Origin of the sequence: Paraburkholderia sp., from assembly GCF_049581445.1 — a bacterium.
Taxonomy (GTDB): Bacteria; Pseudomonadota; Gammaproteobacteria; order Burkholderiales; family Burkholderiaceae; genus Paraburkholderia.
In genome coordinates this window covers 23894-47341 of sequence record NZ_JBAURZ010000087.1, presented here as the reverse complement: position 1 = coordinate 47341, position 23448 = coordinate 23894, and the positions used below count along the sequence as shown (strand labels likewise).

The window sequence follows — 23448 nt, the reverse complement described above, 5'->3', positions numbered from 1 at the left end:
TGTTATCCGACAGGCGGATAACACGTATCGCCGATAACGGCACTTCGCCGATGATTCTTTAGCGCTAGCGAACGGAGACTCGGGGCGGCGGAATTAGCGTAATGCCGAAGTCGGGCGCAGCCGCGCGCATTCTTGCCTTGTCAGCTTCGGATGGGAGTTGTGGTTCGACCGGCTCAGCGTGTGCGTCCGTGCATGCATCGACGAAGCGCTCGAAGCCTGCGGGAGTACAGATCAGCAGATAACGCACGGTCTGCCCGGTTGGGTTGACGAACTGATGCTGGGTGCCACGCGGCAACACGATGGTCGAACCGGGACGCAGGCGATGCGGCGTGCCGTCGACCATGACCTCGAGTTCACCGTCGAGCATGAACAACGTTTCGTCTTCGCGTTCGTGGCGATGCATCGGCGTAGCCCGGCCAGCCGGCGCGAAGATTTCCAGCATCGAGTAGGCGCCTTCGGTATGCTCACCGGAAACCAGCAAACGGGTGCGCGAACCACCGAAGTCATATTCGATGGGTTTGTCGTTTAAGACGAACACAGCAGATTCTCCAGGTTGTTTGGTGCAAGCCGACCACCGGCTTGATGCCCCTTAATGTACGCGACGCACGGCACGAGCTGTACCGGCTGCGATGCCGTATCTCTTATGCCCGTTTGTCGGGAATGCCGCTATGAAGAACCTGAGCCACTTCGTCTATTTCTCCGCGGTCGCGCGGCTTGGCAGTTTCACGCAGGCGGCGCGCGAGTTGGGACTCGCACCGTCGTCGGTAGCGAAGAGCGTGGGGCGCTTCGAGAAGGACGTGGGCTCGCGCCTGTTCCATCGCACGACCCGGTCGGTGACCCTAACCGAAGAGGGGCGCGCGCTCTATACGAAGTGCGCGCGTCTGCTGGAAGAGATCGAAGCGCTCGGCCTCGATTCAGGCAAGGATGATGACGCACCGGCAGGCGTGTTGCGTATCGGCGCGCCGGTTGGCTATGGTGTGCGCGTCCTGCTGCCCGCTCTCGCCAGGTTGCGCGAACGCTACCCGTCGCTCGAGATCGATTTGCGTCTGTCCGATGCACGGGTCAACCTGCTGGATGAAGGCCTCGACGCGGTGGTCCGTTTCGGTGCGCTGGAAGATTCGACGTTGATCGCGCACAAAATCGGCGAGGAGTCCCTGGTACTTTGCGCAAGTCCCGGCTATCTAGCCGCTCACGCGAAAATTCGGACCGTGCAGGATCTCAAGCATCACTCGCTAATTGCCTTTCGCTTGCCGACCAATGGCCGCGACCGTCCTTTGGAATTCATCGAGCGCGGCCGCAAGGTGGTCTTTACTGCCGATGCTCCGTTTCGGATCAGCCACGGCGATGCGCTCGCTGAAGCCGCGGTGCTAGGTGCAGGGCTCGCGCAGGTGCCGGAATTCCTTGCGCATCCGCATTTCGTTGATGGCACGTTGGTCGAGGTGCTGGAGCGCTGCCGGCCGGCGCCGCTCGCGGTGAATCTCGTGCTGCCGGGTTCGAGGGTGCGGCCCGCGCGAGTACGGGCCTTGATCGATGCGTTGACTGGACCGGCGACACGGTCAGCGTGACGCTGGAGTGCGCCGCGGTGTCGGTCCTCGCGTTCGCGCTGATTTTCCGATCTCCGCAGATCTGCCGTCGCGAATAAGTCGGGGTTGTCAGGGGGTCTGACGAGTTCGCGGCGTTCTTCACAACGTGAACCGTCCAAACGATAGAATCATCACAAATATCGATATTATTATTTCAATATCTTGCCGATTACCGGGTGAATAGGGGCTAAATGTTATTGACGCATCATTTGCATGATGCGAAGATCACAACACAATTCGCGACCCGATCGCGAAGCACACGAATTCGTCATGCCGACGGAGGAGACATCAGGATGAGTGAGTCGGTCGCGGCCGCTTCGTCGCCTGGAGTGCCATTGATCCGCGTCACGGGCGTCACCAAGAAGTTCGGTGGCGTGCAGGCGCTGCGCGGCGTGAATCTGGAAGTTCTGCCAGGTGAAGTGCATGCGCTGCTCGGCGAAAATGGCGCGGGCAAATCCACCCTCATCAAGATACTGAGCGGCGTCCACGCGTACGACGAAGGCTCGATCGAAATCGCCGGCCAGAAAGTTGCGTTCGAATCGCCAGCAAAATCGCGCGAAGCGGGCGTCGCCGTCGTCTACCAGGACCTGAGTCTCGTCGAATCGCTCTCTGTTGGTGCCAATCTGATGCTCGGGCGTGAGCCGCGCACGCGGCTTGGTTTTGTCAGGCAGCGCGAACTGATGGCGCAGGTCAGCGCCTTTCTGCACGAACATAACATTCCGCTTGATCCGCGCGTCCCCGTCGACTCGCTTCCGTTTGCGTACCGGCAGATGACGGAGATCTGCAAGGCGCTGATGGGCGACGTGCGCGTGCTGATCCTCGACGAACCGACGTCCGCGCTAACGGGCGGCGAAGAACAGATTCTCTTCGACGCGATTCGCACGGTGACGCAGCGCGGCGTTGGTGTCATCTATGTGACGCACCGCCTGAACGAGGTGTTTCGCATTTCGCAGCGCGTGACCGTGTTCCGCGACGGGGCGAACGCCGGTCATTTCGCTACCGCCGAGACCGACATGAAGCAGCTCGTCGCTGCCATCGTCGGTCCGCGTCATGCGGCAATGCAGGCCCGGCACGAATCCTCGACAAGCGCAGCGGCGCAAACAAAGTCAGGCGCAGACGAGCAAACCGCTGAGCAGGTCGCACCGCGGGCTGCACACAATCTTCCCGTGCTGACGCTATCGAACGTGCGCAACACGCGTCTGTCCGGCGTGGATTTCTCGGTGCACAAGGGCGAAGTGCATGGCCTGGCAGGACTGATCGGTAGCGGCCGCACGGAAATCTTGCAGACGATCTTCGGCTTGCTGCCGATCCACGAAGGCACGATCGATCTCGACGGCGAGCCGCTTGCCGCGCGCAGTCCCGCCGATGCAATCCGGCGCGGGGTCGCGCTTGTTCCGGAAGACCGGCATCTGCAAGGGCTGGTGCTCGATCATTCGATCGAACGCAATCTGACTTTGCCGCGTCTGCCGCAGTTTTCGCGTGGCGGATGGCTGCGCGCGAAAGCTGCCGCACAGCAGGCACGCAGTGCGATGAAGCAACTTTCCGTGAAGGCGCCCGATGCGTCGACGCAGGTGAAGTTTCTCTCCGGCGGCAACCAGCAGAAAGTCGTGTTCGCCAAATGGAACTACCCACGGCCGAAGGTGTTGCTGCTCGATGAGCCGACGGTCGGCGTCGATGTCGGCGCGCGGGAAGAAATTTACGGCGTGGTGCACGACGCAGCGCGCGCGGGCACGGGCGTCGTTGTGGTGTCCTCAGATCTGGACGAATTGTTGCGCCTATGCGACCGCATTTCCATCGTCGTGGATGGCTCGATCGAACGAACCATCGAGCGCGGGCAGATTCGCCACGCGGAAGAATTGCACCACCTCATTCAACTTCCCCGGCTTAACGAAGAGCTTGCAACATGAACGAGTCTGTTTCGTCAGTGCCCGCCGAGCAACAGGCCGCGCAGCGTCACGGACGTGCGTGGCGCATTGCGCAGCGTCTGCTGCAGGGCGATCGCCCGTACATGCTGTATATCGCGTTTGCGATTCTGCTGGTGGTGTTCAGCTTTGCGTCGCCGTGGTTCCTGTCGATCGACAACTTCCTCAATATCGGGCGGCAAACGGCGCTGGTGTCGATCATCGCGATTGGCATGACATTCGTGATCATTGCGAGGCAGATCGATCTTTCCGTGGGATCGGTGCTGGCCTTGTCGGGTATGTCGGCAGCGCTCGCGATGTCGCACATCAGCGATAACTGGGTGCTCGGCGCGATTGCGGGCATCGGGACAGGTGCGATCGTCGGCGCGATCAACGGCTTCGTCACGACGCGCCTCTCCATTCCATCGTTTCTCGTCACGCTCGGAAGCTTAAGCGCGGCGCGCGGTCTTGCGCTGATGGTCACGACGACGCGGCCCGAGATCATCACCAATGACAGGTTCATCGCGATCTTTGGCGAAGGCGATATTGCGGGCGTGCCCGTGCCGATCCTGTGGACACTGCTCGCCGTGATCGGCGGCATTCTGCTGTTGCACTACAGCGTTTTCGGCCGGCAGATTTACGCGGCGGGCGGCAACCCGACGGCCGCGCTTTATTCGGGCATCAACATCCGCCGTGTGACAACGCTCGCTTTCGTGCTGACCGGCGCGCTGGCCGGTCTCGCCGCACTCGTGCTGTCCGCGCGTTCACACGCGGCGCGGCCTGACGTCGTGCAGGGTATGGAACTCGACGTGATCGCCTCCGTGACGCTTGGCGGCTGCAGTCTGTTCGGAGGGCGCGGCTTCATTCTTGGCACGCTACTCGGCAGTCTCATCATCGGAACGCTGAATAACGGCCTCGTGCTGCTCGGCGTGAGTTCGTCGCTGCAACTCGTCATTAAAGGCGTGATCATCGTCGCGGCCGTCGCGTTCACCCGCAAATAAGCATTGAGCGGAGTCAGACTAACTGGGTCTCTCGCGCCGCATGCGGCGTTGCGCGGCAGACCATGAAGGCAATTCAAAAAACAGCAGGAGACGCAGTACAACAAGACCACCGGAGGAACATCATGAACTATCGTCGTGGATCAGCAGCAAGACTGGCGAGTGTTGCGGCAATTACTGCCATGGCCCTATGCTGTTCGCAGGCTTTCGCACAGGCATGTACGAGCCTGCCTGTGAACTCGATTGGACCGAAGGGTATCGTCGGGCAGGGACCGAATGGCGAGAAGGCGTCGTCCGTCGATGCGGTGAAGCTGACCGATGCCGAGGCCGCGAAGGTCAAGGCCGGCAAGTTCAAGGTCGGCATTTCGATGCAGACCATGAACCTCGACTGGTCGCAACTGCAGGTGCAGGGCATTACCGACACGCTGCAGAAATACGGCGTGCAAGTGATCGGCACAGCGTCGGCCGAGTATCAGGTCGACAAGCAGATTGCCGACATCGAAAACACGATCCAGCGCCATCCGGACGGCATCATTTCGATTCCCGTCGACGGCACAGCAACGGCTGCGACTTACAAGAAAGTCTCGCAGGCCGGCATCAAGCTGGTGTTCATGGACAATGTGCCGACGGGTCTCAAACATCCGCAGGAGTACTCGGCGATGATCTCGGCGGATAGCGAAGGCAATGGCCAGATCGCGGCGAAGGTGCTCTCATCGTGCGTACCGAAAGGCGGCACGATCGGTCTGGTGAACTTCGGCGTCGATTACTTCAGCACGACGGAGCGCACGAAGGCCGTCAACGACTGGATGAAGAAGAATCGCCCCGACATCAAGATCAAGCAGGTCGCCTTTACGGACCCGTCGAAGGTCGGCCAGATCGCGGGTGACTTTCTCACCGCCAATCCTGACGTGAAGGGCGTGTTTGCCGTGTGGGACCAGCCCGCGCTCGACACGCTGACGTCGATGCGCGCGCAAGGCATCAATACGCCTATGACGACGGTCGACCTCGGGCTCGAATCGGCCATCGAGATTGCGAAGGGCGGCCCGCTCAAGGCGACGGGTTCGCAGCGTCCGTACGATCAGGGCGTGGCTGAAGCAATGGCAATGATGAAGGCGCTGATCGGCCAGACGCCACCGGCGTGGATCGGTGTGCAATCGCTGCCCGTTGTGCAGTCCAACGTGCTCGAATCGTACAAGACGGTATTCAAGAAGGACCCGCCGCCGCAACTGGCTGATGCCTGCAAGAAGGCTGGGCCTGCCTGCGGTTGATGGCCTGAAGGCGTTTTGACGCATTAGTTTTAGAGCGGAGCCTTTGCGGGCTCCGCTCTTTTTTAGCCCAACGGCATTTCGGTGGTTTGCTTGATTCCTTTGAGGGGTATCTCCGTCTCGACATTACGCACCCCTTTGATTCGCGTCAGATGCTCCATCTGAAAGCGATGATAGTCGTCGAGATCTTTCGCAATGACGCGGAGCAGGTAATCGTAGCTCCCGGCCATCAGGTGACATTCCAGTACCTCGGGAATCAACTGAATGACCTTCGCGAAGTGTTCTACTGTTTGCTTGTCCTGGCGATCAAGCGTTACCCGCACGAAAATGGTCATTTTCAAACCAACCGCCGAAGGCGCCAACAGCGCCACGTAGCGATCAATCACACCGCTCTCCTCGAGAATCCGCACTCGCCGCAGACAAGGTGAGGGTGACAGGCCGACTCTCTGCGCCAGTTCGGTGTTTTGCAGCCGGGCATCTCGCTGCAACTCAATCAGGATACGTCGATCGATAGCGTCAAGCTTGATTGGCATCGCAATCCACCAATTTCGAAAATAGTAAAAGAAAAAGCCAAATCAGATCGGATTTGAAGCGAAGTTCGCAACCCCATTTCACACGAAATGGCACAGAATTTCAACATTAGCCCCTGACTCGGGGTCACGAGGCCGCGCAGGTTCGTCGACCGAATACGGATGTTCTTTGAGGAAGGACTCGTCAATGGACAGATCGATCTACACTTTCGGACCGTTTCGGCTAAGTCCCGAACAGGGGGCGCTCACGCGAGACGGTCAGCGTGTCGCGCTGGGTCAGCGCGCCTTCGAAATCTTGCTGCTGCTTGTCGAACGTGTCGGCGAAGTCGTCAGTACCGCAGACATCGTGACGCGCGTTTGGCCGAGCACGATCGTCGACGAAAACAATCTCCGCGTGCATATAGCGGCGCTGCGCAAGGTTCTTTCCGATGAAAGGACACAGGCGCCCTATATTCTCAATGTCCCGGGCCGGGGATACCGCTTCGCGGCGATCGTTGAGCGTCACTTTCGAGAGGCAGAGGGAGTGAAGTTTTCTGTCGATCTGCCTGTGCCTTTGACGAAACTAATTGGCCGGGATTCGTACGTCAGGAAGATGCTTGAAGAAATGGCGCGGAACCGGCTAATGACTATCGTCGGTCCGGGCGGCATCGGAAAGACCAGCGTTGCGCTCGCAATTGCGCATGAACTCAATGGTCGATTTGTCGACGGTTGCTACTTCATTGATTTGACTGCTTGTACGGATCCGCACTCGGTTCCGGACGCCGTCGCCGAAGCGTTACAGATTCCCGTCACGTCGGCAACGTCGATTGCGTCTATCGTGAACAGCATGAGGTTGCGAAACTGTGCGATCGTGCTCGATAACTGCGAACATGTAATCGACCGGACCGCCGAGATTGTCGAAGCCATTCTGAAGTCCTCACCCAATATACATGTCCTTGCGACAAGCCGCGAGCCGCTGCGAGCGGAAAGTGAGTCTGTTCGCCAGATGAGCGCACTCGATGTGCCGCCTGCAGATGTGGCTGGTGGAATGACGGCAACGGAAGTCGTGACATTTCCCGCAGTCGAGCTATTCGCGCAACGTGTTGCAGCTGTGGTCGATGGCTTCAGCATCACGGACGCGAATGCTCCGTTGATCGCGGAGTTGTGCCAGAAGCTTGGAGGCAACCCGCTCGCGATCGAACTCGCGGCGGCACGTGTCGAGACATTTGGCGTGGCGGGTCTACTCAACGGATTGAGTGACGGCCTTTCGATATTGACCCAGGGCCGTCGCACTTCGCCTCAGCGTCACCATACTTTGAGGGCGACGCTGGACTGGAGCTTTGCGCTCTTGAACGACACGGAGAAAACCGTGTTTGCACGTCTCGGTGTCTTCTTCGCTGACTTCACACACGAATCCGTGGCGTTGATCGTTGCCGACCAGCATCTCGATGTGCCAGCGGTCATCGACGCGCTCAATAACCTCGTCGCCAAATCGCTTGTCGCAGTGACGCGAGAAGAGGGCCGTATTGCGTTCCGCCTGCACGACCTGACGCGCGCCTACGCACGCGAGAAGCTTCGTTACGACCCATTCGCGAGTGAGGTTCATCGACGCCACGGTCGATATCTTTACGCGCTGGTCGAAGCGTCCAGTCTCAAACAACGTACGAATGACCCGGAATCACGCGCGACGTTCCGCCTTGTCGGCGGAGAAAGCCGAGGCGTGCCTTGTTCAAACTGATCGCCAGAAGGCAAGACGCGAAATGAACGGATGTCGTAACGCGTCAGGAAGGAATCGGCAAGGCAATGTCGGTGGCCATCTTCCATCCCGAGCGGGTTTTGACCCATTCCAGAATCATCAGGAAGGGCTTGGGCTCCGGCGTCTGACCTGCGTACGCGGCTGTGATCTTGACCGGTACATAGGTTTGAACGACGTCCGGCGATAGTGCGGTTTCTCTCTCGCTTGCATAGTCCGGATCGATCCGGAACGGGCCTTTATAGATGTCCTCGAGATGTTGCAGGACGGTTGGCTTGCCCCAGAATCCCGCCCATCCGCCTTCTGCAGGCGTAGAGGTCTTTGCAACAAAGACTGCCGTCGAAGCGTCCCAGACAATCGGTCTTACAGCTTCGATATCGTGCCGGTTTTCGGAGTCAATCAGTTCGTGATAGAGCGCCTTGATTGTCTGCTCGGTGGCGGGGTCGAGTGGCAACGCTTCGTCAGGCTGTTGTGCTGCTACCGGCAGCGCACACGCGGAAAACAGCAGACATAGCGTGCCGATGCTGTGCGCGACGTGCGCAATGCGTCGCGACCGCGTGGCCCGGTGATTGTGCGCATCAGACGCGAGCGCATCGGTGAGTAAAGGCTTGATGTCGGCCGCATTATGTGGCCCCGATTCACGCGGCTTGCTGAGTGGGTGCATGTTCAACTCCCTGGAGGGCGCTCGGCCTGAATGCGATTTACGAATGTCATTCCTATTCGATTCGACGATCCCACATCAACGCCTGATGTTTCTTGAGAAGCGCCTCGACAAACTCGGGCACGACGTTGCGAAATTTGCCGTCGCGTGCGGGCACGATCTCGACCATGCGCGCGATCATCTCGGCTGGATCAAGACGCCCATCTGGCTTGCCGATCAGCGCCTCATACGTCTCGCGTAGCGCCTGACGCCTGGTAAAATGCCTGTCGTCGTCTAGCCATCGGAATGCGTTTTCCGCCATCGCTTCGTTGAAGCCAGTCAGGAATGCGCCCGGATTGATGGTTTGAACCTGAATGTCGAAAGGTTTTAACTCTTGCTGCATCGCCTCGGCCAGCGCTTCGATAGCATGCTTGGTCGCTGCATAGGCGGCGAAGCCCGGCGGGCTGAACAGGCCACCCATCGACGAGATGAAAACGACCTTGCCTGGCTTGCCGGCATCGACCCATTGCCTCACGGTCTTTTGGGTCAACTGCAAAGGGGCGAATACGTTGACCTCGAAATTGCGGCGTACCAGGTCGATGGGAATTTCTGCAATCGGGCCGCCTTCTCCAATGCCGGCGTTATTAACGAGCACGTCGAAATCCCAGGTCAATGCGTGCGCAACGTCATACTTGTCGAGCAAATCAAGCTTCATAACGCGAACCTGATCGAGGTTCAGCTTTGCGACTTTCTCGCGCAATTGCGTAACCTGTGGCCAGGTATGCGCTGCCGCGATCACTTGATGGCCTTTGCGCGCGAGGCCGAGCACCGTGCCTTCGCCGAAACCCGATCCGGCGCCGGTGATCAAGACTGTCGCTGGCATGACCCTTCTCCCTGGATGCGCTCATCCGCCGACGCCGCCAATTGATCCAGCCACGCTCGTTGGCCTTCCATCGCGACGGCTTTGTCCTCGTTCACCTGGCCGCCCGAAACGCCGATGGCGCCGCACACGGCCACACCGAGCCGCGCGGCGCTCGATTGCGCGGCACGGATGACGTGCTCCGCGTGGATAGAGGACAGGCTCATGGTTCGCTCGCGATCCAAGAAATGACATACGGGAAGGCACAAGGTGTGGCCGGCTCATTTCCTGTCGATAACATCCGCGAGGCCACCCGGGAACATTGCATCGGCTGCGGCCAATACGTTGAGCGCCTCGCGCAGCAGAACAATCTTGCCGTTCGCGACGGTGCAATGCCCGAAGAAACGTTGGTGAACCGTTTTCCCGGAAATACCCGACTGATGATGGATCGTGTATTCGCCAAAGGCCTGATCGGGCGTATCGATATAGATCTGCACATCGATGAAGTGAAAACCCGGGTACATCTGTTCATGCAAGAAAGTCAGGAATGTGCCGATATTCGCCGGTCCCTGATAGCACGGCTCCACGCCAAGATCGGACAGATACGGCAGTTCAAGCGCACCGTGGTCGGCAAAGAGCGCGGCAGATTCGAGCGCGTCGCCATCGATATAGGCTTGCAGCAGTTCTTTTGCGGTTTTCATGATCCAGGACCTCGGGAAGAGTGAATGCCTTTACATACCGGCTAATACCTGATGCACCATGTGGACGACGATCGATCCCTCTCCGACCGCAGAGGCGACCCGTTTGACGTTGCCTGCGCGCGCATCGCCCACTGCGAATACCCCGGGCAGACTCGTTTCGAGCATGTAGGGGCGCCTCGCAAGCGACCATGGCTGGGGCGGTGACACGTCATCCAGATCGCGGCCCGTCAACACGAATCCACGTGGATCCAACGACAGGCAGCCGGAGAGCCACTCGGTCTTCGGCGAAGCGCCTGTCATGACGAACACATGCCGGATGGGTTCCGTCGTCACCTCGCCGGTTCTCTTGTCGCGCCACGACACCTCTTCAAGATGGTCGTCACCGCTGAGGTTCACTAGCTCGCTGGAGAAATGGATCTGTATAAGCGGGTTTTCTTCGATTCGCTGCACCAGATAGCGTGACATCGTTTCAGCGAGCCCTTGTGATCGGACCAGCATCCGCACGCCCTTGGTGTTCTGGGCCAAAAATACGGCTGCCTGTCCGGCGGAGTTGCCGCCGCCGATCACGATCACAGGTTCGTTGTTGCACAACTGGCCTTCCATGAACGTGGCGTTGTAGTAAATGCCACGGCCCGTAAAGCGGTCAATATTGGGCAACGCCGGCTGGTTGTAGGCAGCGCCAGTGGCAAGCACGATTGATCGCGTGGATATCTGCTGGCCGTCGTCGAGCGAAATCCGATAAGGTCGTTCGTCGCAATTCAGCCGCTGTACCGTGCGCGCCACCATAATCTTCGCGCCGAACTTTTCCGACTGCGCGATCGCGCTGTTGGCCAGTTCCTGACCGGAGAGGCCGGTAGGAAAGCCGAGGTAGTTTTCGATTCGGGAACTGGAGCCGGCCTGTCCACCAGGCGCAGAACGCTCGATCACCAAAACATCTAGCCCTTCGGACGCGGCGTAAACTGCGGCAGCGAGTCCTGCGGGACCCGCACCGACAATCACGATGTCGCGCACCTGTGATTCGTCGATATTCGCGTTGAAACCCAGTGCTTGTGCCAATTCCCGCGGTGATGGATTCCTAAGTACCTGCTCGTTGTTGAAGATCACGATAGGGACGTCGCCGCTGGATACGCCGAAGCGGTCGAGCAGTTCCTGGGCGCTGCGATCCGTGTCGAGATCAACATAGGCGAACGGATGCCCATCGCGCGTCAGAAATTCCCGCAGCGCGAGTGTTGCCGAGGAGTAGCGCGAACCTAGAATGAGCACGTTGCCATGCCCATTGCTCGACAGGGACAGGCGACGCGCGAGGAACGCCTTCATGAAGATGTCGCTCAGTTCCGCGTCCTTGCTGATCAACGTGCGCAGATTTTCCGCACTCAACTCCAATAGACGTGAAGCTTCAACCGCCTGACACCGGTAGATCGAGCGTCGTCCCGCGATCATCAGCAACTCGCCTGAAAACTGGCCTGCGCCGTACGTCGTGACCGTCTGTTCGACTGAGCCAGCGAGCGCGACGATCCTGATCTTGCCCTCGATCACGACGTATACCGGCGGGGTGTCGTCGTCGGGCGCATAGAGCACTTCGCCAGCTTCTGCCTGACGCGGTCTCGTGAAAACGCGCACGCGTTCTAGCTGCGATTCGGTGAGTATCGGAGCGTATGCCATGACAGCCTCCTGACGTCCGACACCGCTATGAAGCGGTCGGGCGAAGCTCGCGGTACGGTTGAAGTTGAATGCAGAAGCTCGGTCTTGCGAGAATGGTGCCGCTAGGCGAAGAACGCGTTCAGCATCGGCACGTCGGATATGTACGTATTAAGTCGGTGAATGCGATTGCCGCGCAGCAGGCATACCGTGGTCAGGTATTCATCGAGAATCCGGCCGCCCTGTTGCGACGTGTTGTGCAGCATGATCGCGAGATCATCGAGACCATAGAGAACGTGCAGAATCTCAAGATTCACCGCGTGCGCCGCCAGTCCTTGGGCGCGCTTCATGATGCCTGCGATGCCGACCGCTACACCTGACACCACACATGATCCTGGCAACGTCCACTCAACGTCGTCTGTACTGATTGAGGTGAGCAGTTCGGCATTCTGACTACGCAGACTCTGGATGAACGCTTCAGCAAGCGATCTCTTTTCGGCTTCGGTCATGTTCTCCTCCGTCAGCAGGGGGTGCCGGGTCTGCCGGCCTTCACTGCAATGGTGGGTTGCCGCCGGGGAATTCACCAGTTAAGCGATATCAAATACTGCTAAAGCGAGCGCCTTTGCAGCGGAGAACGCCTTAGCAACGGTTAATAACGCTTTATTTGCGGCTCGTGTCTGGTCGGCATCAGAATCGGCTTCATTGGCGCGGCTTGTCGTCCGCGTCGACATGCAAGGAGCCGTGAATGCGCGCGATGATAGCCACGAGGTTCGGTTCGGACAGCCGTCTTGTCCCTGTCAACGTGCCCAAACCGGACGTCTCCCCTGATCGGCTCCTCGTGCGTATAGCGGCAGCAGGAATAACGCCACTGGACCATACGATCCTGACGGGCCATTTTCCCTTGGCGTCTGCGCCGTTGGCGCTTGGCGTGATCGCGCAAGGTGGCAGTCTCACCACACTCGGTTATGCAGCAGGGCGTCGAGACGACGAACGATGTGACGGACCTGATCTGGAAGGGCGCCGGCATACGCAGTTTCCTGTTGTTCAACGAACCTCCGTCCGTTTGGGCCGAAGCGTGGACTACAGTTACCGCGCTGCTGGCGTCCGGGGCCGTCAAGCCGATTGTGGCGAAGATTTTTCCCTTCGAGGCTGCCACCGATGCGCTCCGGTATCTGATCGAAGAGCGGCCGTTAGGGCGGGTGATCGTTAGTTTGTGACGCTCTGGCGTTCGGTCCGACCCTGCCTCGCCTGTCAAAGGACTCCTCATGATCAAGATCAGTGTGATGTACCCGAACGACGCAGGTTCGCGGTTTGATCACGGGTATTACCGTGACTGGCATATGCCGATGATCAAGAGACTTCTGGCAGAACGATGCGTGAGATACACCGTGGACAGAGGTCTCGCCGGTGGTACGCCTGGGGCGAGCGCGCCGTTCGTCGCGATGTGCCATGTTTTCTGCGAATCGGAGCAGTCGTATCAGGAAGGAATGGCAGCGCACGGTAAGGAGATTTTTTCGGACATCGCCAACTTCACCGACCTCGTCCCGCTTGTCCAGATCAGCGAAATTGTGATCGACTAACATCGAAGGAGTGAGCTATGAAAGTGCTATTTGTTATCACGAGCTATGAGAACGGAGCGTGGCTGTCGGAAATCACTCATCCCTACTGGCATCTGACCGAGCGTGATGTCGAAGTGGATTTCGCCAGTCCCAAGGGCGGCAAGATTGGCTGGTCGCCATACAGCGACCCGTATGGTCAAGGCACGACAGAGCCCAACGATCTGGTCAGCAAGGGGTTTCTCTCGGATCCCAAACTCAAAGCGAGGCTCGAAACGACCCTCGCGCTGAGCGACGTCGATGCGGGCCAGTACGACGCCGTGCATGTGGCAGGCGGGCAGGGAGCGACTTTCGATCTTTATCCGAACGAGGACCTGGCGAAATTATTGGAACATTTCTGGAAGCGCGAAAAGATTGTTGCTGCAATCTGCCACGGCGCCATCGCGCTCGGCAATATCGCGGAACGGATACGGGAGCGCCACGTCACCGGATACCCGGCGGCGGGAGACCGGGAACTCGAACGCATGTTTGGTGAAGGGTTCATTCCGCGATACCCGCAAAACGTGCTTGAGGAAACCGGCGCGCGCTATAGGGAGGCGGGGACGGACGCGCCGTGCGTTGTCATCGACGGAAAGCTGCTTACCGGACAGAACCAGCAATCTGCCTCCGAGTACGGCATTGTCCTGTATCACCTTCTGTCTGGCCACTCGCCGGTTGCAAGCGTTTGAGCGTTTAACAGGGCGTTTCCAATGTATGCCGGCGGCGGCGTAATGCAAGCGGCCGGTGTTCCAGGGCGTGACTACTGGAGGTATCCGTGCTGTATCTCGTTCATATGCAGGTGGTGATTCCTGCGGGCACCAGCCCGGTTGAGTTGGCGAGATTGCAGGCCGAGGAGCGGGCGCTTTCACATCGACTGCAGACCGAGGGGAAGTGGCGTCATCTGTGGCGCGTGACCGGTGAATTTGCAAATTACAGCGTCTTCGATGTCGAGTCGCATGATGCGTTGCACGCGTTGCTTACATCGCTGCCGCTCTACGAGTTCATGACTTCCGTACACGTGACGCCGCTCGCCCGGCACCCGTCGGCGCTGAAGCCGGATTAAGCAATACCGGTGGCCCAAACACGCGTTTCAGCTCACCGGTACGCCTTAGACGCGGCAATAATCTCAGCCTGGTTAAAGCCGTTGATCTCGTCGATGAGAGCATTCGTGATGAGTTCGTTGGCGGGGGCCTTCTCCCTGGTCACCCTCACCTTTGCATGAAGTCGGAATACGCCGAGTAGTTTTTGATGGAGCTCTCGCCCCATTTGGACACCCCGGATTTTTCGAGCTTCAGATTCGCGACGCGTGCATCAAGTGTCTTCGTTGCTTCGCGAATCGCGGTCGCCTCGTCAATACCCGTCGGCTTGGTCTCGGGGTAAATCTCCCACAGAATACGGATCGCCGCTTCTGGATTCGCGCTGGCGAACGCCGTACCCTTTGCAAAGCCCTGAGCCAATGCAACCGCCTGCGTGTGGGTAGTTCGTAAGGTATCTTCGAGAGCGAGGAATCCATTCGACGGGAACCCCTCAATTTCCTTTGAGGTCAGCAATTTTCTTGATCGGACTACCTTGTAGCACGGCAATGCCGTAAATGTTTCCCCGGTATGCCGCGGAAAAGATCTTCGCTTTCACGCCCTGCGGGCGAATGATGGCGAGTGGTTCAAAGGAAGGAAGCGAGTAAGGAATGTCCTTGGTTGCGACGAGTTTGACGCAATCGGTCGAGCCTCCAATTGGGGCGAGTTCGACCTTGATTCCGTCCCGAGCGTTGATCGTGTGGAGCAGTAGTCCCAACATGGCCAGCAGGACAAGAACCGAAAACTGTCCGGCGACGTCCATAGTGAACGTCATGCTCATGATGAGGACGCTGAGCCCTTTCTGCGCACCCACGAACTCCGCCACAATTGCTCCGATCAACGAGGGCATCATGGCAATTTCGAAACCCGCAAAAATGAAAGGCATTGCACCCGGCATGCGTAGCATGGTGAATATCTGGATCTCCGAGGCGTCGAGAGAGCGCATGAGGGCAACACGATCCTCGTTGGCGGACCGAAGGCCAACAATGGTGTTCACCATGAGCGGAAAGAAGGAGGTCAAGGAAGCCTGGACGATTTTCGAACTGAGTCCCAGACCGAACCAGATAATGATGAGAGGAGCCAGCGCCACCTTCGGCATTGGCTGGAAAATGAGAATGAACGGATAGAGAAAGTACTCGCAGCGCCGACTCAATGCTATAAGCGTGCCGAGAACCAGTGGCACAACGGAACCTGCAACGAAGCCGAGAAGCGTTTCAACGAGGGTGATCCACAAGTGGCGAACGTAGAGCATTGATGCCATGCCGTGGTACAGGGCGACGAAAACTTTCGACGGTGCGGGGACAACGTACGCAGGGATTTCGAAGAGATGAACCGCGCCCTCCCAGGACGCGAGCACGAGGAACAGGCGCCAAATGGCTCATCTATAAACAGGGTGGTGGGGTGATGAATGAGCGCGCGCACCATGGCTGCGCGCTGTCGCATGCCGCCAGACAACTCCTGAGGATAGCGATTTTCAAAACCCTTGAGACCCACGAGGGAGAGCAGGTTTATTGCGCGCTCTCTAAGCGTGTCACGGCCCAGATGCTGCACGTCGACCGGGAGCAAGACGTTCTCGAGTACCGTACGCCAGGGAAACAGGACCGGCGACTGAAAGGCAACACCAATGTCCCGGCGCGGCCCGGCGATCGCTGTACCACTGAGTTGTGCCTCACCCTGTGAAGGTCACCGGGCCGGTTCGCGTTCCATAGACCTTCTTGAGGCCGTCCACCGCAATGAATTCCATGATGGTACCAGGTGCGATCCGCCACGCCGTTCAGGTCGCCCCAATTCTTATGGGAGCGGTTAGCTGTGCGTCGCCTCGATCCACTAGTTTGCGATACCAACGTGTCGGTGCCCTACTCGTCTTCTGGCGGGGGCGCTATTGCTTACGACGGATTAGCCAATAAAGTCTAGACGATATATACGGGTCCGATAGCCAGTCGTTCGCTTTTTACATGCACGCAATGAATCATTATGGAGTCCGTATGCATACACGATCTGCGAAGTGCACCTGGCTCCATTCGATCGCTCCGCTATGCGGACACGAAAGCGATATCGGATGGGCCGCCGACCGCTACATAGGTTCCTGTAAACCGAAGCTTGCCGGTGGCCGTATCGACGGAAAAGATCGCGATGTGGTCGCTGCGCTGATTCAGCGAATACATGAAACGGCCCGACGGATCGAATTTGATCACGCGCGGATAGTCGCCACCGGTCGGGATTTCTCCGACGCGTTGCAGATGGCCATTTGCCGCGACGCTGAACTGCACGATAGTGTCGTGTAGCCGGTTCGCAACATAAATGAAGCGGCCGTCGTGTGAAAACACGAGTTCCGATGCGAAGCTCGTGCCCTGATACGCGTCCGGCAGAGTCGAGACCGACTGCAGTCGCGTCAACCCGCCGTGCGTGCTGTCATACGCGTAGCAGACAAGCGTCGACGCTTCCTCGGTGACCTCATACAGATAGCGGCCATTCGGATGAAACGCGACGTGCCGCGGTCCAGCGCCAGCTGAAGACTCGACGAACGGCGGGTCGTTCGGTGACAGCGCGCCGGTCGCTTCGTCGAACTTCCAGATATACGTTCGATCGACACCGAGATCGGTCGAGATCACGAATCGACCGTCAGGCGAAGGCACTATCGTATGCGCATGCGGGCCGTCGTGATCGCTAATGGCGAAGCTGCCGGGTACGCCTTCCGCTGCGTGCTGTGCGCCGGCCGGCGCTTGCGGTTGCTGAACCGAGCAAGCCTCACCCAGCATGCCGTCGTTCGAAACCGGAAAGACCGCGATACTGCCGCTGTTGTAGTTCGCGACCATCAGGAAGCGGCCGTTTGGATGCAGGCTCAGATAGACAGGGCCAGCGCCGTGTGAGTTGACCGTGTTGACCAACCGCAACGCGCCGGTGCCGCTTTCGATTGCATAAGAGCTGACCGAGCCATTCGACGTGCCGTTGTAGTTCTTGATCTCGCTCACAGCGAACAAAAAGCGCTGTTGCCGGTCCACGACGAGGCAGCTTGGATTCTCGATACCTCGCATCGGCTCAAGTGCCTCGAGCTTGCCGCTATTGCGGTCTACCTGAAAGCGATGGATGCCGAGGCCATTGGGCGTGTAAGTGCCGACATATGCAAACAACGGCTTGCTGGTATCGGTAGCGGCGGTGGCACTTTTGCTCGCGGCCAGCGCATGACGTGTGGTCGCGAGCGAACCGATTGCGGAAGCGGCGGCCAGCGCGCTCACGTTTCTTAGCCAGACGCGTCGCGCATGCGAACGAGGTACTTCGAGATTTCGGCCACTGCTCATTGTCTGCCTCCTGGATATGCAACTGCTTGAAGATGCTGAGGGCTCGATAAATTCCTCGAGCCCTCAGGGATTGTCGTCAAGATATTCGCTCACTCTTCATTGGCGTCTGACGCTAGTAGCCAGCGCATGTCTGTCTGATATACCGGACTTAAGTCTGGCAAGTCGGATGCGGTGAAGTGTTCCATGGAAAGCAAATTGTTGCAATGGGGGTATGAGGCGGCTAAGAAGGGTGATGTTAAACGGTTAGGATAACGAATGTCTCCAACGCGAATGGAGGACTTTGTTCAGTGATGTGGTCCGAGCCGGGCCGGTTGCGCTCCCGCAAGCTATAGCTGGTGCATCGGACCGGCGTTTGTCGCCGCACGCCAAGCGTGCATTCCTAGAAGTAGTGCTGGATACCAACCACGACACTGGTCACGTTGCGGCCGGATGCTACCCCTGCACCCGTGAGCGAGGCAACGCTATCAGTGCCCGACGCGTGCTGATAAGTCACCTGCTGGTAGACGTTGGTGCGTTTCGAGAGCAGGTAGGTGTTTGAGAGGCTAAGGGTCTTCCAGTTGCCGCCGTCGAGATTTTCGACCCATCCGCCAATGGCGATGATGTCATCGGGCCGGAAGGTCCAGTTGGCACCGCCGTCAACCGTGTTGGCGTTGCCCTGGCCAGTCGTCAATGTGATGCGCGACTGCGTGAAGGTTGCGTGCAGCAGCACATCCTTGAATTGATACGAGGCCCCGAGGCCCCAGTCGACGAGTTTGTTGGCAACCACGCCTTCCGCTTGAGGCAGAGGGGTTCCAAACAGCGACGGAAGTCCAATGAAGCTGGAGAGTTCAAGGAAACGGTTGTTCTCGTTCGCATACGTCGCGGCGAGGCTCAGAGGTCCTCCCTTGTACTGAACAAAGAACGAGTAGTCCCTGCTTTCGCTGAAATTGCCTGCCACATTTCCGAAGGCAAATTCTGCTCCTGATGAGAAGCCGCCAATGGTTGGGCTGACATACTTGACCGCGTTGTTGAACTGGTAGAAGTTCGCAACCTCGTCCAGATTACCCTCGTGAAGCGAGAGAATGTTGCCGAGAACGAAGGGTGTTTGATAGGCGGACAGAACGTCGTACATGAAACTGGGTTGGTGTCCGAGCGTCAGCGTGCCATAGCTGTCCGACTGTAGTCCGACATACGACTTTCTGTTGAATAACGTACCGGGAACAAGTGCCTGGCCGTTGTTCAGCAAGAACTCGTTCTGAAGGTCGAAGACAGCGCGCAGACCACCACCAAGATCCTCGACGCCCTTGATGCCGAAAATGTCCGGTGCGTGCGTGTTTCCCTCCTGGAAGAGGGCGTGTCCCCCAACGTTGCTGATGTACTGTACCGCGGTGTCCGCAATGCCATATAAGGTCACAGTGGATTGCGCGTTGGCGGCACTGGTCACTGAAAGCGCAACGATTGCGCCTGCCACCGTACGTCCAAAAATTGCCATGCCCTGTCTCCAATCCGGTGGTTGCTCTTCCGAAGAAGTTTTATGAGTAAGAGGAAAAACAAAAAACCAGTAGTACTAATGATATGAAACGTTAAAAACTAAAATGTTTGTCCCGGCTGCCTGATGGTCCGCAATCTTCCTCAAGCTCCCCGGTGTTGCATTCAACAATAATGAATGACATAATCTATGTTGAACACTATAGGGACCGCCCCTAGAGGTGTCAACACGAGCGCCGTCCGTGGAAACCCGTGGCGGCGATGTTCTCTGACTTTCATATGGCCCAAACATGACCAATGTGACTGCGAGGCGTGGTATTCAGTCTGTCGAGATTGCGTTCCGAATCCTCTCGGCTTTGCAGACGAGCGTGCGAGCACTCCCGCTCAAGGAAATTGCTGCGCTCTCCGAACTGTCGCCGAGCGCGACGAGCAACTACATCATCAGTCTGGTGCGAACCGGGCTTGTGTCGCCGGACGAAAAACCGGGGTGCTACAAGCTCGGGCCCGCATCGCTCGCCTTGGGCATGAGCGCGATCAACCAGCTGGACGGATTCGACATCGTGCGTCGTGAGGTGATTGCCCTGCGAGAGGCGACGCTGAGCGGCGCAGCCGTCACCGCGTGGACTGAAGATGGGCCCGTGAGCCTCTTCAAGCAGGAAGGGCAGACGCGCAGCATTCTGGAGCTGAGAACAGGCCTGATTCCGCTGGTCACAACGGCCGCGGGAAAGCTCTTCATTGCCTGCCTGCAGCCCGCGCGCACCGATGCTCTCATCGGCCGCGAGCTGTCTGCGAAGGACGCATCGAATCCCGCTTCGTTGCGGGAAGAAGCGGTCACTGAACTGCGCAAATGTGGCTTCACAGCGGTTCATCGCGGGGACATGGGTTATGTATCCATTGCAGCCCCGATCTGGGACAGGGACGGCGATCTCCGGTTTGCCATTAGTCTCATCGGATCGCCTGCAACACTGAACACTGAAGTCGAAAGTCAAGAGGTCACGGCACTACTTGATAGCGCCGTTCGAGCCACGGTCGCACTGGGTGGAAAGGCGCCCCTGAAAATCGCTTAGGGGCTGAGCGCTCACTGCCGCTACGTGCGGTTTCCCCCGGCGGCGGCCGCTGCCAGCACGATGGAATTGAACGCTTCGGGCGCCTCGAGCTTCGGCATGTGAGCGATTGCGTCGAGCACGTGGAGTGTCGAATGGCGAACCGCCTCGTGAATCGGTCTTGCATGCTCGTCAATTGGCGCGAGGCGGTCCAGCTTGCCGACAACGACGCAGAGCGGTACCTGGATCGACCTAACGACGTCTGGCGTATACGTGGAAAACAACATGTCCACCGCGTGTTGCCAGCCTGTGGGGGTCACCGCGTCTCTGAGCCGGGATACCAGCTCGCGAACCAGTGGACCCGCGTTCGACGCGAGCAGCGCGTTGACGATAGCGGTGCGCGCCTCGCTCGATTGTGCGGCTGCATTTCGCATCAGGGCGTCTCGCGCGGCGTCACGCTCGGCACCGGATAGATGACCTCGCGCAACATTGGGCGCGCTCAGCACGAGGGCACGCGTCGCCGACGGCTGCCGCGCAGCAAAGGTTGCGGCGATGACACTGCCCCATGAACTGCCGACGACGGTTGCATGTGCTATCCCGAGCGCGGACATCAGGTCCGCGAGCGCATCCGCATAGTCCGTAGCAGTGGGCATGCTGATCGCGAAGGGACTGCTTTCCCCATAGCCGGGGGCGTCCCAGGCGATCACCCGATGGTTCGCGCTCAGTGCGGCAAGTTGCGCGCGGTATCCCGCCGAGCTCGAACCCATGCCATGCAGCAGCACGATGGCGGATGCGTTCTTGTCACCCGCGCTCCGATACGTGATGACCCGTTGGTCGTCCAGTGTAGCGCGACTCGATTGCACGTGTTCAACCGCGGGCAAGGCCGCGTGAAGGAGAGGGCTATCTGTTTCAGTCATGATTAAGGCTTGCTCGTTATATCCGTTGCAAAAACTTGGGCACATGCGGATTCATGCTTCTCGCAACGCCGCGGAGATTTCATGGGCGGCAGTCCTGAGGGCTTCTGCACAAGGACCGTCAGCCGCAGCATCGAAATGCTCTACCGGGCCGATCGCGGTCAGTGCGAGCACGGGCAGGCCGTCCGGAGAAAGAATCGGCACGCTGACGGCGTTGGCGAGTGCGCGGTCGTCATAAAACGGCCTTGGCCGCCGCGTGGCGACATGCGAAGCCCTTACAGATTCGAGGACGCCAGCAAGCGCTTCCTTGGTGAAGGGCGCTTCGCCAGACATCTGTCGCGCGTTGTCACGCAGTTCCGCCGTCACAAATCGATCCACCGCTTCGGGTGGCAGGAAAGCCGCTAACGCCAGGCCCGAAGCGGAGGACGTTACCGGTAGCACAAGGCCCAGCGGCAGATCGGCGGCCACGGGCGTGCTTGCGGCTTGCCACGCAATCACAGTGGGACCGTGATTGCCCCACGCCACCAACGCAAGTGTCTTGTCCAGTGAGTGCGCGAGCCGCAACATGGCGCGGCTCGCCAGCCGGACGGCATGGGGCTGCGATTTCATCGCGCCCTGCGTGCCGAGCGGCGCGACGCCGAGGTCGTGCGGGTCAGCGACCAGATACTGCCCGCCGCCGAATACCAGCGGCCGTCGCGCGTTTTGGCGTATGCAATCCACCGACCCGACGAAAATCACATGGTCTCCGCCTGGAAAGCGCGACACGACCTTGCACTCTAGCCATGCGCTGCAATCGCGCAGCAACGGCAAGCCGTCGACCCCAACGTCATAGTCGATACCTGAAAATTTGTCCGGCGAGCGGGTGGCGAAGTGATTGGCGAGATCGTATTGGTGCTCAGCCAGGATGTTGATGGTGAATCGCTCAGCATCCCTGAATGCGGCATGACTGCCCGCGGAACTCGCCTGGCTCCACAGGACGAGAGGCGGGTCCAGCGAGACCGAGGAAAACGAATTGGCTGTGAGGCCATGCATTTTTCCCTCGCCATCCACTGTGGTGACGACGGTGACGCCGGTCACGAAGGCGCCAAGCACGTTTCGCAACTGGCGTTTGTCGAACGTCGTGGTTGCAGGACGTTCCTGGACCAATGAAGTGCTCCCGCTCATGACAGAACCTTTTGCGACTCGCTGAACGCCGGCATGACTGACTCCTGAAACAGGCCGACGGACGTCCAGGCTTCCCGTACGGACATGTCGCCGAACATGAACGTGCCGATGAGATAGTTGAAACCTCCGTCGTTAGCCTGCTCAAGCAGCTTTTCACGCACGGTTTCCGGTCGACCCACCACGGCGAGTCCTGATTCCACGAGCGGCTCGATGGTCGGCGGAAGCTTTTGGTTGACCGGTTCCGTCCCGTGTTTCTTCCAGAGCTTGAAGAAGTTCGGATAGAAGACCGACCATGCCCGCGAGGCAATCTTCATGGCCTCCTGGTCCGTCTCCGCGACGACGATGTAGCGATTCACGCCGATGAGCGGCTCGGCGGCGGACGGGTGCCGTTTGGCGAATTCCTCGCGATAGCGATCGGTGATCGCTCTGACCCGCTGCACAGGGCCGCCGCATACGATATTCATTTTCTCTTGCGCAGGCCACACCGTCGACTCCGGCGACGCCAGCGCGTACCAGGTGGGAGGTGGCGTTTGCAGCGGCTTGAGTTCGATCGGCATGTCGTTGAACTGCCAGAACGTCCCCTTGTAGTTGAGGGTGTCCGAGCTCAAATAGCGCTTGATGATTTCATACGACTCGATGTACCTCGCCTGAGCCGTGGCGGGATCGATCCCGAGCGCCGCGATTTCATGGGGCGAGGCGCCTCGGCCCACGCCATACTCCAGACGGCCGTTGCTCAGGTTGTCGAGCATGCAGATTTCTTCGGCAAGACGCACGGGGTGGTGAATCGGCAGAATGTAGACCAGTGGGGACAGGCGCAGTTTCTGCGTGCGCTGAGCGGCAGCGGCAAGAAACACGCTTTGCGACGGGCAGGCGCTCAGCGTGGTCGCATGGTGCTCCGACATGTGATAGCAATGGAAGCCGAGCCGGTCGTAAAGTCCGATGATTTCCATTCTGTCTTCGTACTGCTTATGAATTGGCAGTCCGTTGCGGTCGTTTTGATCAAATATACCGAATTTCATCGCTTTTCCAGTAAGGTGCGTATTGAG

The 23448-nt window shown here is 58.8% G+C and carries 25 protein-coding genes and 1 pseudogene; 10 read left to right on the top strand and 16 right to left on the bottom strand.

The window, feature by feature from the left end; translation table 11 throughout:
- Positions 1-64: 64 nt before the first annotated feature.
- Positions 65-538 carry a cupin domain-containing protein gene (locus tag WCA85_RS07570; protein WP_424062552.1) on the bottom strand — a complete coding sequence of 158 codons (474 nt, stop codon included), beginning with the start codon at positions 536-538 and terminating at the stop codon, positions 65-67.
- A gap of 130 nt (positions 539-668) precedes the next feature.
- Between WCA85_RS07570 and WCA85_RS07565 the strand changes: the two genes are divergently transcribed.
- The 4 genes from WCA85_RS07565 to WCA85_RS07550 all read left to right on the top strand — a co-directional run bounded on the left by WCA85_RS07565 (position 669) and on the right by WCA85_RS07550 (position 5750).
- Positions 669-1565, top strand: coding sequence for a LysR substrate-binding domain-containing protein (locus tag WCA85_RS07565; RefSeq protein WP_424062551.1), 897 nt, complete (start codon positions 669-671; stop codon positions 1563-1565).
- Positions 1566-1876: 311 nt separating this feature from the next.
- Positions 1877-3490: a sugar ABC transporter ATP-binding protein gene (locus WCA85_RS07560; protein WP_424062550.1), complete on the top strand. Its 1614-nt coding sequence runs from the start codon at positions 1877-1879 to the stop codon at positions 3488-3490.
- Positions 3487-4485 carry an ABC transporter permease gene (locus tag WCA85_RS07555; RefSeq protein ID WP_424062549.1) on the top strand — a complete coding sequence of 333 codons (999 nt, stop codon included), beginning with the start codon at positions 3487-3489 and terminating at the stop codon, positions 4483-4485. The genes WCA85_RS07560 and WCA85_RS07555 overlap by 4 nt, the downstream gene beginning before the upstream one ends.
- 230 nt (positions 4486-4715) lie before the next feature.
- On the top strand, positions 4716-5750 hold the full coding sequence (locus WCA85_RS07550; RefSeq protein WP_424062548.1) for a substrate-binding domain-containing protein: 1035 nt from the start codon (positions 4716-4718) through the stop codon (positions 5748-5750).
- A gap of 62 nt (positions 5751-5812) precedes the next feature.
- Here the strand turns inward: WCA85_RS07550 and WCA85_RS07545 are convergent, their stop codons facing one another.
- Entirely contained in the window at positions 5813-6280 is a 468-nt protein-coding gene (locus WCA85_RS07545) for an Lrp/AsnC family transcriptional regulator (protein ID WP_424062547.1), read from the bottom strand.
- Between the two features lie 184 nt (positions 6281-6464).
- Between WCA85_RS07545 and WCA85_RS07540 the strand changes: the two genes are divergently transcribed.
- Complete coding sequence (locus WCA85_RS07540; RefSeq protein WP_424062546.1) at positions 6465-7994, top strand: ATP-binding protein; 1530 nt, start codon at positions 6465-6467, stop codon at positions 7992-7994.
- A 43-nt stretch (positions 7995-8037) separates the two neighbouring features.
- Here the strand turns inward: WCA85_RS07540 and WCA85_RS07535 are convergent, their stop codons facing one another.
- The 6 genes from WCA85_RS07535 to WCA85_RS07510 form a co-directional block, all read right to left on the bottom strand.
- Positions 8038-8673 (bottom strand): nuclear transport factor 2 family protein, encoded by a 636-nt coding sequence (locus WCA85_RS07535; protein WP_424062545.1) that lies wholly within the window; start codon positions 8671-8673, stop codon positions 8038-8040.
- 52 nt (positions 8674-8725) lie between these two features.
- Positions 8726-9532 (bottom strand): SDR family oxidoreductase, encoded by an 807-nt coding sequence (locus tag WCA85_RS07530; protein ID WP_424062544.1) that lies wholly within the window; start codon positions 9530-9532, stop codon positions 8726-8728.
- Entirely contained in the window at positions 9514-9735 is a 222-nt protein-coding gene (locus tag WCA85_RS07525) for a hypothetical protein (RefSeq protein WP_424062543.1), read from the bottom strand. Before WCA85_RS07525 ends, WCA85_RS07530 begins: the two co-directional genes overlap by 19 nt.
- 54 nt (positions 9736-9789) lie before the next feature.
- Positions 9790-10209, bottom strand: a complete 420-nt coding sequence (locus WCA85_RS07520) for a nuclear transport factor 2 family protein (protein ID WP_424062542.1) — start codon at positions 10207-10209, stop codon at positions 9790-9792.
- Positions 10210-10239: 30 nt separating this feature from the next.
- Positions 10240-11871, bottom strand: coding sequence for an FAD-dependent oxidoreductase (locus tag WCA85_RS07515; RefSeq protein WP_424062541.1), 1632 nt, complete (start codon positions 11869-11871; stop codon positions 10240-10242).
- Positions 11872-11972: 101 nt separating this feature from the next.
- Positions 11973-12356 (bottom strand): nuclear transport factor 2 family protein, encoded by a 384-nt coding sequence (locus WCA85_RS07510; protein ID WP_424062540.1) that lies wholly within the window; start codon positions 12354-12356, stop codon positions 11973-11975.
- 456 nt (positions 12357-12812) lie between these two features.
- Between WCA85_RS07510 and WCA85_RS07505 the strand changes: the two genes are divergently transcribed.
- The 4 genes from WCA85_RS07505 to WCA85_RS07490 all read left to right on the top strand — a co-directional run bounded on the left by WCA85_RS07505 (position 12813) and on the right by WCA85_RS07490 (position 14505).
- Positions 12813-13064, top strand: a complete 252-nt coding sequence (locus tag WCA85_RS07505) for a zinc-binding dehydrogenase (protein WP_424062539.1) — start codon at positions 12813-12815, stop codon at positions 13062-13064.
- A 48-nt stretch (positions 13065-13112) separates the two neighbouring features.
- A complete protein-coding gene (locus tag WCA85_RS07500; protein ID WP_424062538.1) occupies positions 13113-13427 on the top strand; it encodes an EthD family reductase in 315 nt (104 codons plus the stop codon).
- Between the two features lie 17 nt (positions 13428-13444).
- Complete coding sequence (locus WCA85_RS07495) at positions 13445-14131, top strand: type 1 glutamine amidotransferase domain-containing protein (RefSeq protein WP_424062537.1); 687 nt, start codon at positions 13445-13447, stop codon at positions 14129-14131.
- An 86-nt stretch (positions 14132-14217) separates the two neighbouring features.
- Entirely contained in the window at positions 14218-14505 is a 288-nt protein-coding gene (locus WCA85_RS07490) for a muconolactone Delta-isomerase (protein ID WP_424062536.1), read from the top strand.
- Positions 14506-14650: 145 nt separating this feature from the next.
- Here the strand turns inward: WCA85_RS07490 and WCA85_RS07485 are convergent, their stop codons facing one another.
- The 5 genes and pseudogenes from WCA85_RS07485 to WCA85_RS07465 all read right to left on the bottom strand — a co-directional run bounded on the left by WCA85_RS07485 (position 14651) and on the right by WCA85_RS07465 (position 19285).
- A complete protein-coding gene (locus WCA85_RS07485; protein ID WP_424062535.1) occupies positions 14651-14992 on the bottom strand; it encodes a hypothetical protein in 342 nt (113 codons plus the stop codon).
- Positions 14970-15872 carry an ABC transporter permease subunit gene (locus tag WCA85_RS07480; protein WP_424062534.1) on the bottom strand — a complete coding sequence of 301 codons (903 nt, stop codon included), beginning with the start codon at positions 15870-15872 and terminating at the stop codon, positions 14970-14972. Before WCA85_RS07480 ends, WCA85_RS07485 begins: the two co-directional genes overlap by 23 nt.
- 26 nt (positions 15873-15898) lie before the next feature.
- Positions 15899-16183: pseudogene (locus WCA85_RS07475) on the bottom strand (ATP-binding cassette domain-containing protein); the annotation flags it as partial.
- Positions 16184-16548: 365 nt separating this feature from the next.
- Positions 16549-17814 (bottom strand): lactonase family protein, encoded by a 1266-nt coding sequence (locus WCA85_RS07470; RefSeq protein ID WP_424062533.1) that lies wholly within the window; start codon positions 17812-17814, stop codon positions 16549-16551.
- 379 nt (positions 17815-18193) lie between these two features.
- Positions 18194-19285: a porin gene (locus WCA85_RS07465; RefSeq protein ID WP_424062532.1), complete on the bottom strand. Its 1092-nt coding sequence runs from the start codon at positions 19283-19285 to the stop codon at positions 18194-18196.
- 286 nt (positions 19286-19571) lie between these two features.
- On the opposite strand from WCA85_RS07465, the gene WCA85_RS07460 reads away from it, so the two are divergent.
- Positions 19572-20348, top strand: a complete 777-nt coding sequence (locus WCA85_RS07460) for an IclR family transcriptional regulator (protein ID WP_424062531.1) — start codon at positions 19572-19574, stop codon at positions 20346-20348.
- 20 nt (positions 20349-20368) lie between these two features.
- On the opposite strand, the gene WCA85_RS07455 is transcribed toward WCA85_RS07460, so the two are convergent.
- Genes WCA85_RS07455 through WCA85_RS07445 form a run of 3 tightly spaced genes read right to left on the bottom strand, consistent with a single transcriptional unit; the run spans position 20369 to position 23421 of the window.
- Positions 20369-21241 (bottom strand): alpha/beta fold hydrolase, encoded by an 873-nt coding sequence (locus WCA85_RS07455; RefSeq protein ID WP_424062530.1) that lies wholly within the window; start codon positions 21239-21241, stop codon positions 20369-20371.
- A gap of 51 nt (positions 21242-21292) precedes the next feature.
- On the bottom strand, positions 21293-22402 hold the full coding sequence (locus WCA85_RS07450; RefSeq protein ID WP_424062529.1) for a flavin reductase: 1110 nt from the start codon (positions 22400-22402) through the stop codon (positions 21293-21295).
- A complete protein-coding gene (locus tag WCA85_RS07445) occupies positions 22399-23421 on the bottom strand; it encodes an LLM class flavin-dependent oxidoreductase (protein WP_424062528.1) in 1023 nt (340 codons plus the stop codon). Before WCA85_RS07445 ends, WCA85_RS07450 begins: the two co-directional genes overlap by 4 nt.
- Positions 23422-23448 lie beyond the last annotated feature (27 nt).

What these genes read in the sequence shown, in the direction of transcription:
- WCA85_RS07565 (WP_424062551.1), top strand. Translation starts at nt 669, where the DNA reads ATGAAGAACCTGAGCCACTTCGTCTATTTCTCCGCGGTCGCGCGGCTT.
- WCA85_RS07560 (WP_424062550.1), top strand. Translation starts at nt 1,877, where the DNA reads ATGAGTGAGTCGGTCGCGGCCGCTTCGTCGCCTGGAGTGCCATTGATC.
- WCA85_RS07555 (WP_424062549.1), top strand. Translation starts at nt 3,487, where the DNA reads ATGAACGAGTCTGTTTCGTCAGTGCCCGCCGAGCAACAGGCCGCGCAG.
- WCA85_RS07545 (WP_424062547.1), bottom strand. Translation starts at nt 6,280, where the DNA reads ATGCCAATCAAGCTTGACGCTATCGATCGACGTATCCTGATTGAGTTG.
- WCA85_RS07540 (WP_424062546.1), top strand. Translation starts at nt 6,465, where the DNA reads ATGGACAGATCGATCTACACTTTCGGACCGTTTCGGCTAAGTCCCGAA.
- WCA85_RS07535 (WP_424062545.1), bottom strand. Translation starts at nt 8,673, where the DNA reads ATGCACCCACTCAGCAAGCCGCGTGAATCGGGGCCACATAATGCGGCC.
- WCA85_RS07530 (WP_424062544.1), bottom strand. Translation starts at nt 9,532, where the DNA reads ATGCCAGCGACAGTCTTGATCACCGGCGCCGGATCGGGTTTCGGCGAA.
- WCA85_RS07525 (WP_424062543.1), bottom strand. Translation starts at nt 9,735, where the DNA reads ATGAGCCTGTCCTCTATCCACGCGGAGCACGTCATCCGTGCCGCGCAA.
- WCA85_RS07520 (WP_424062542.1), bottom strand. Translation starts at nt 10,209, where the DNA reads ATGAAAACCGCAAAAGAACTGCTGCAAGCCTATATCGATGGCGACGCG.
- WCA85_RS07515 (WP_424062541.1), bottom strand. Translation starts at nt 11,871, where the DNA reads ATGGCATACGCTCCGATACTCACCGAATCGCAGCTAGAACGCGTGCGC.
- WCA85_RS07510 (WP_424062540.1), bottom strand. Translation starts at nt 12,356, where the DNA reads ATGACCGAAGCCGAAAAGAGATCGCTTGCTGAAGCGTTCATCCAGAGT.
- WCA85_RS07505 (WP_424062539.1), top strand. Translation starts at nt 12,813, where the DNA reads ATGCAGCAGGGCGTCGAGACGACGAACGATGTGACGGACCTGATCTGG.
- WCA85_RS07500 (WP_424062538.1), top strand. Translation starts at nt 13,113, where the DNA reads ATGATCAAGATCAGTGTGATGTACCCGAACGACGCAGGTTCGCGGTTT.
- WCA85_RS07495 (WP_424062537.1), top strand. Translation starts at nt 13,445, where the DNA reads ATGAAAGTGCTATTTGTTATCACGAGCTATGAGAACGGAGCGTGGCTG.
- WCA85_RS07470 (WP_424062533.1), bottom strand. Translation starts at nt 17,814, where the DNA reads ATGAGCAGTGGCCGAAATCTCGAAGTACCTCGTTCGCATGCGCGACGC.
- WCA85_RS07465 (WP_424062532.1), bottom strand. Translation starts at nt 19,285, where the DNA reads ATGGCAATTTTTGGACGTACGGTGGCAGGCGCAATCGTTGCGCTTTCA.
- WCA85_RS07460 (WP_424062531.1), top strand. Translation starts at nt 19,572, where the DNA reads ATGACCAATGTGACTGCGAGGCGTGGTATTCAGTCTGTCGAGATTGCG.
- WCA85_RS07455 (WP_424062530.1), bottom strand. Translation starts at nt 21,241, where the DNA reads ATGACTGAAACAGATAGCCCTCTCCTTCACGCGGCCTTGCCCGCGGTT.
- WCA85_RS07450 (WP_424062529.1), bottom strand. Translation starts at nt 22,402, where the DNA reads ATGAGCGGGAGCACTTCATTGGTCCAGGAACGTCCTGCAACCACGACG.
- WCA85_RS07445 (WP_424062528.1), bottom strand. Translation starts at nt 23,421, where the DNA reads ATGAAATTCGGTATATTTGATCAAAACGACCGCAACGGACTGCCAATT.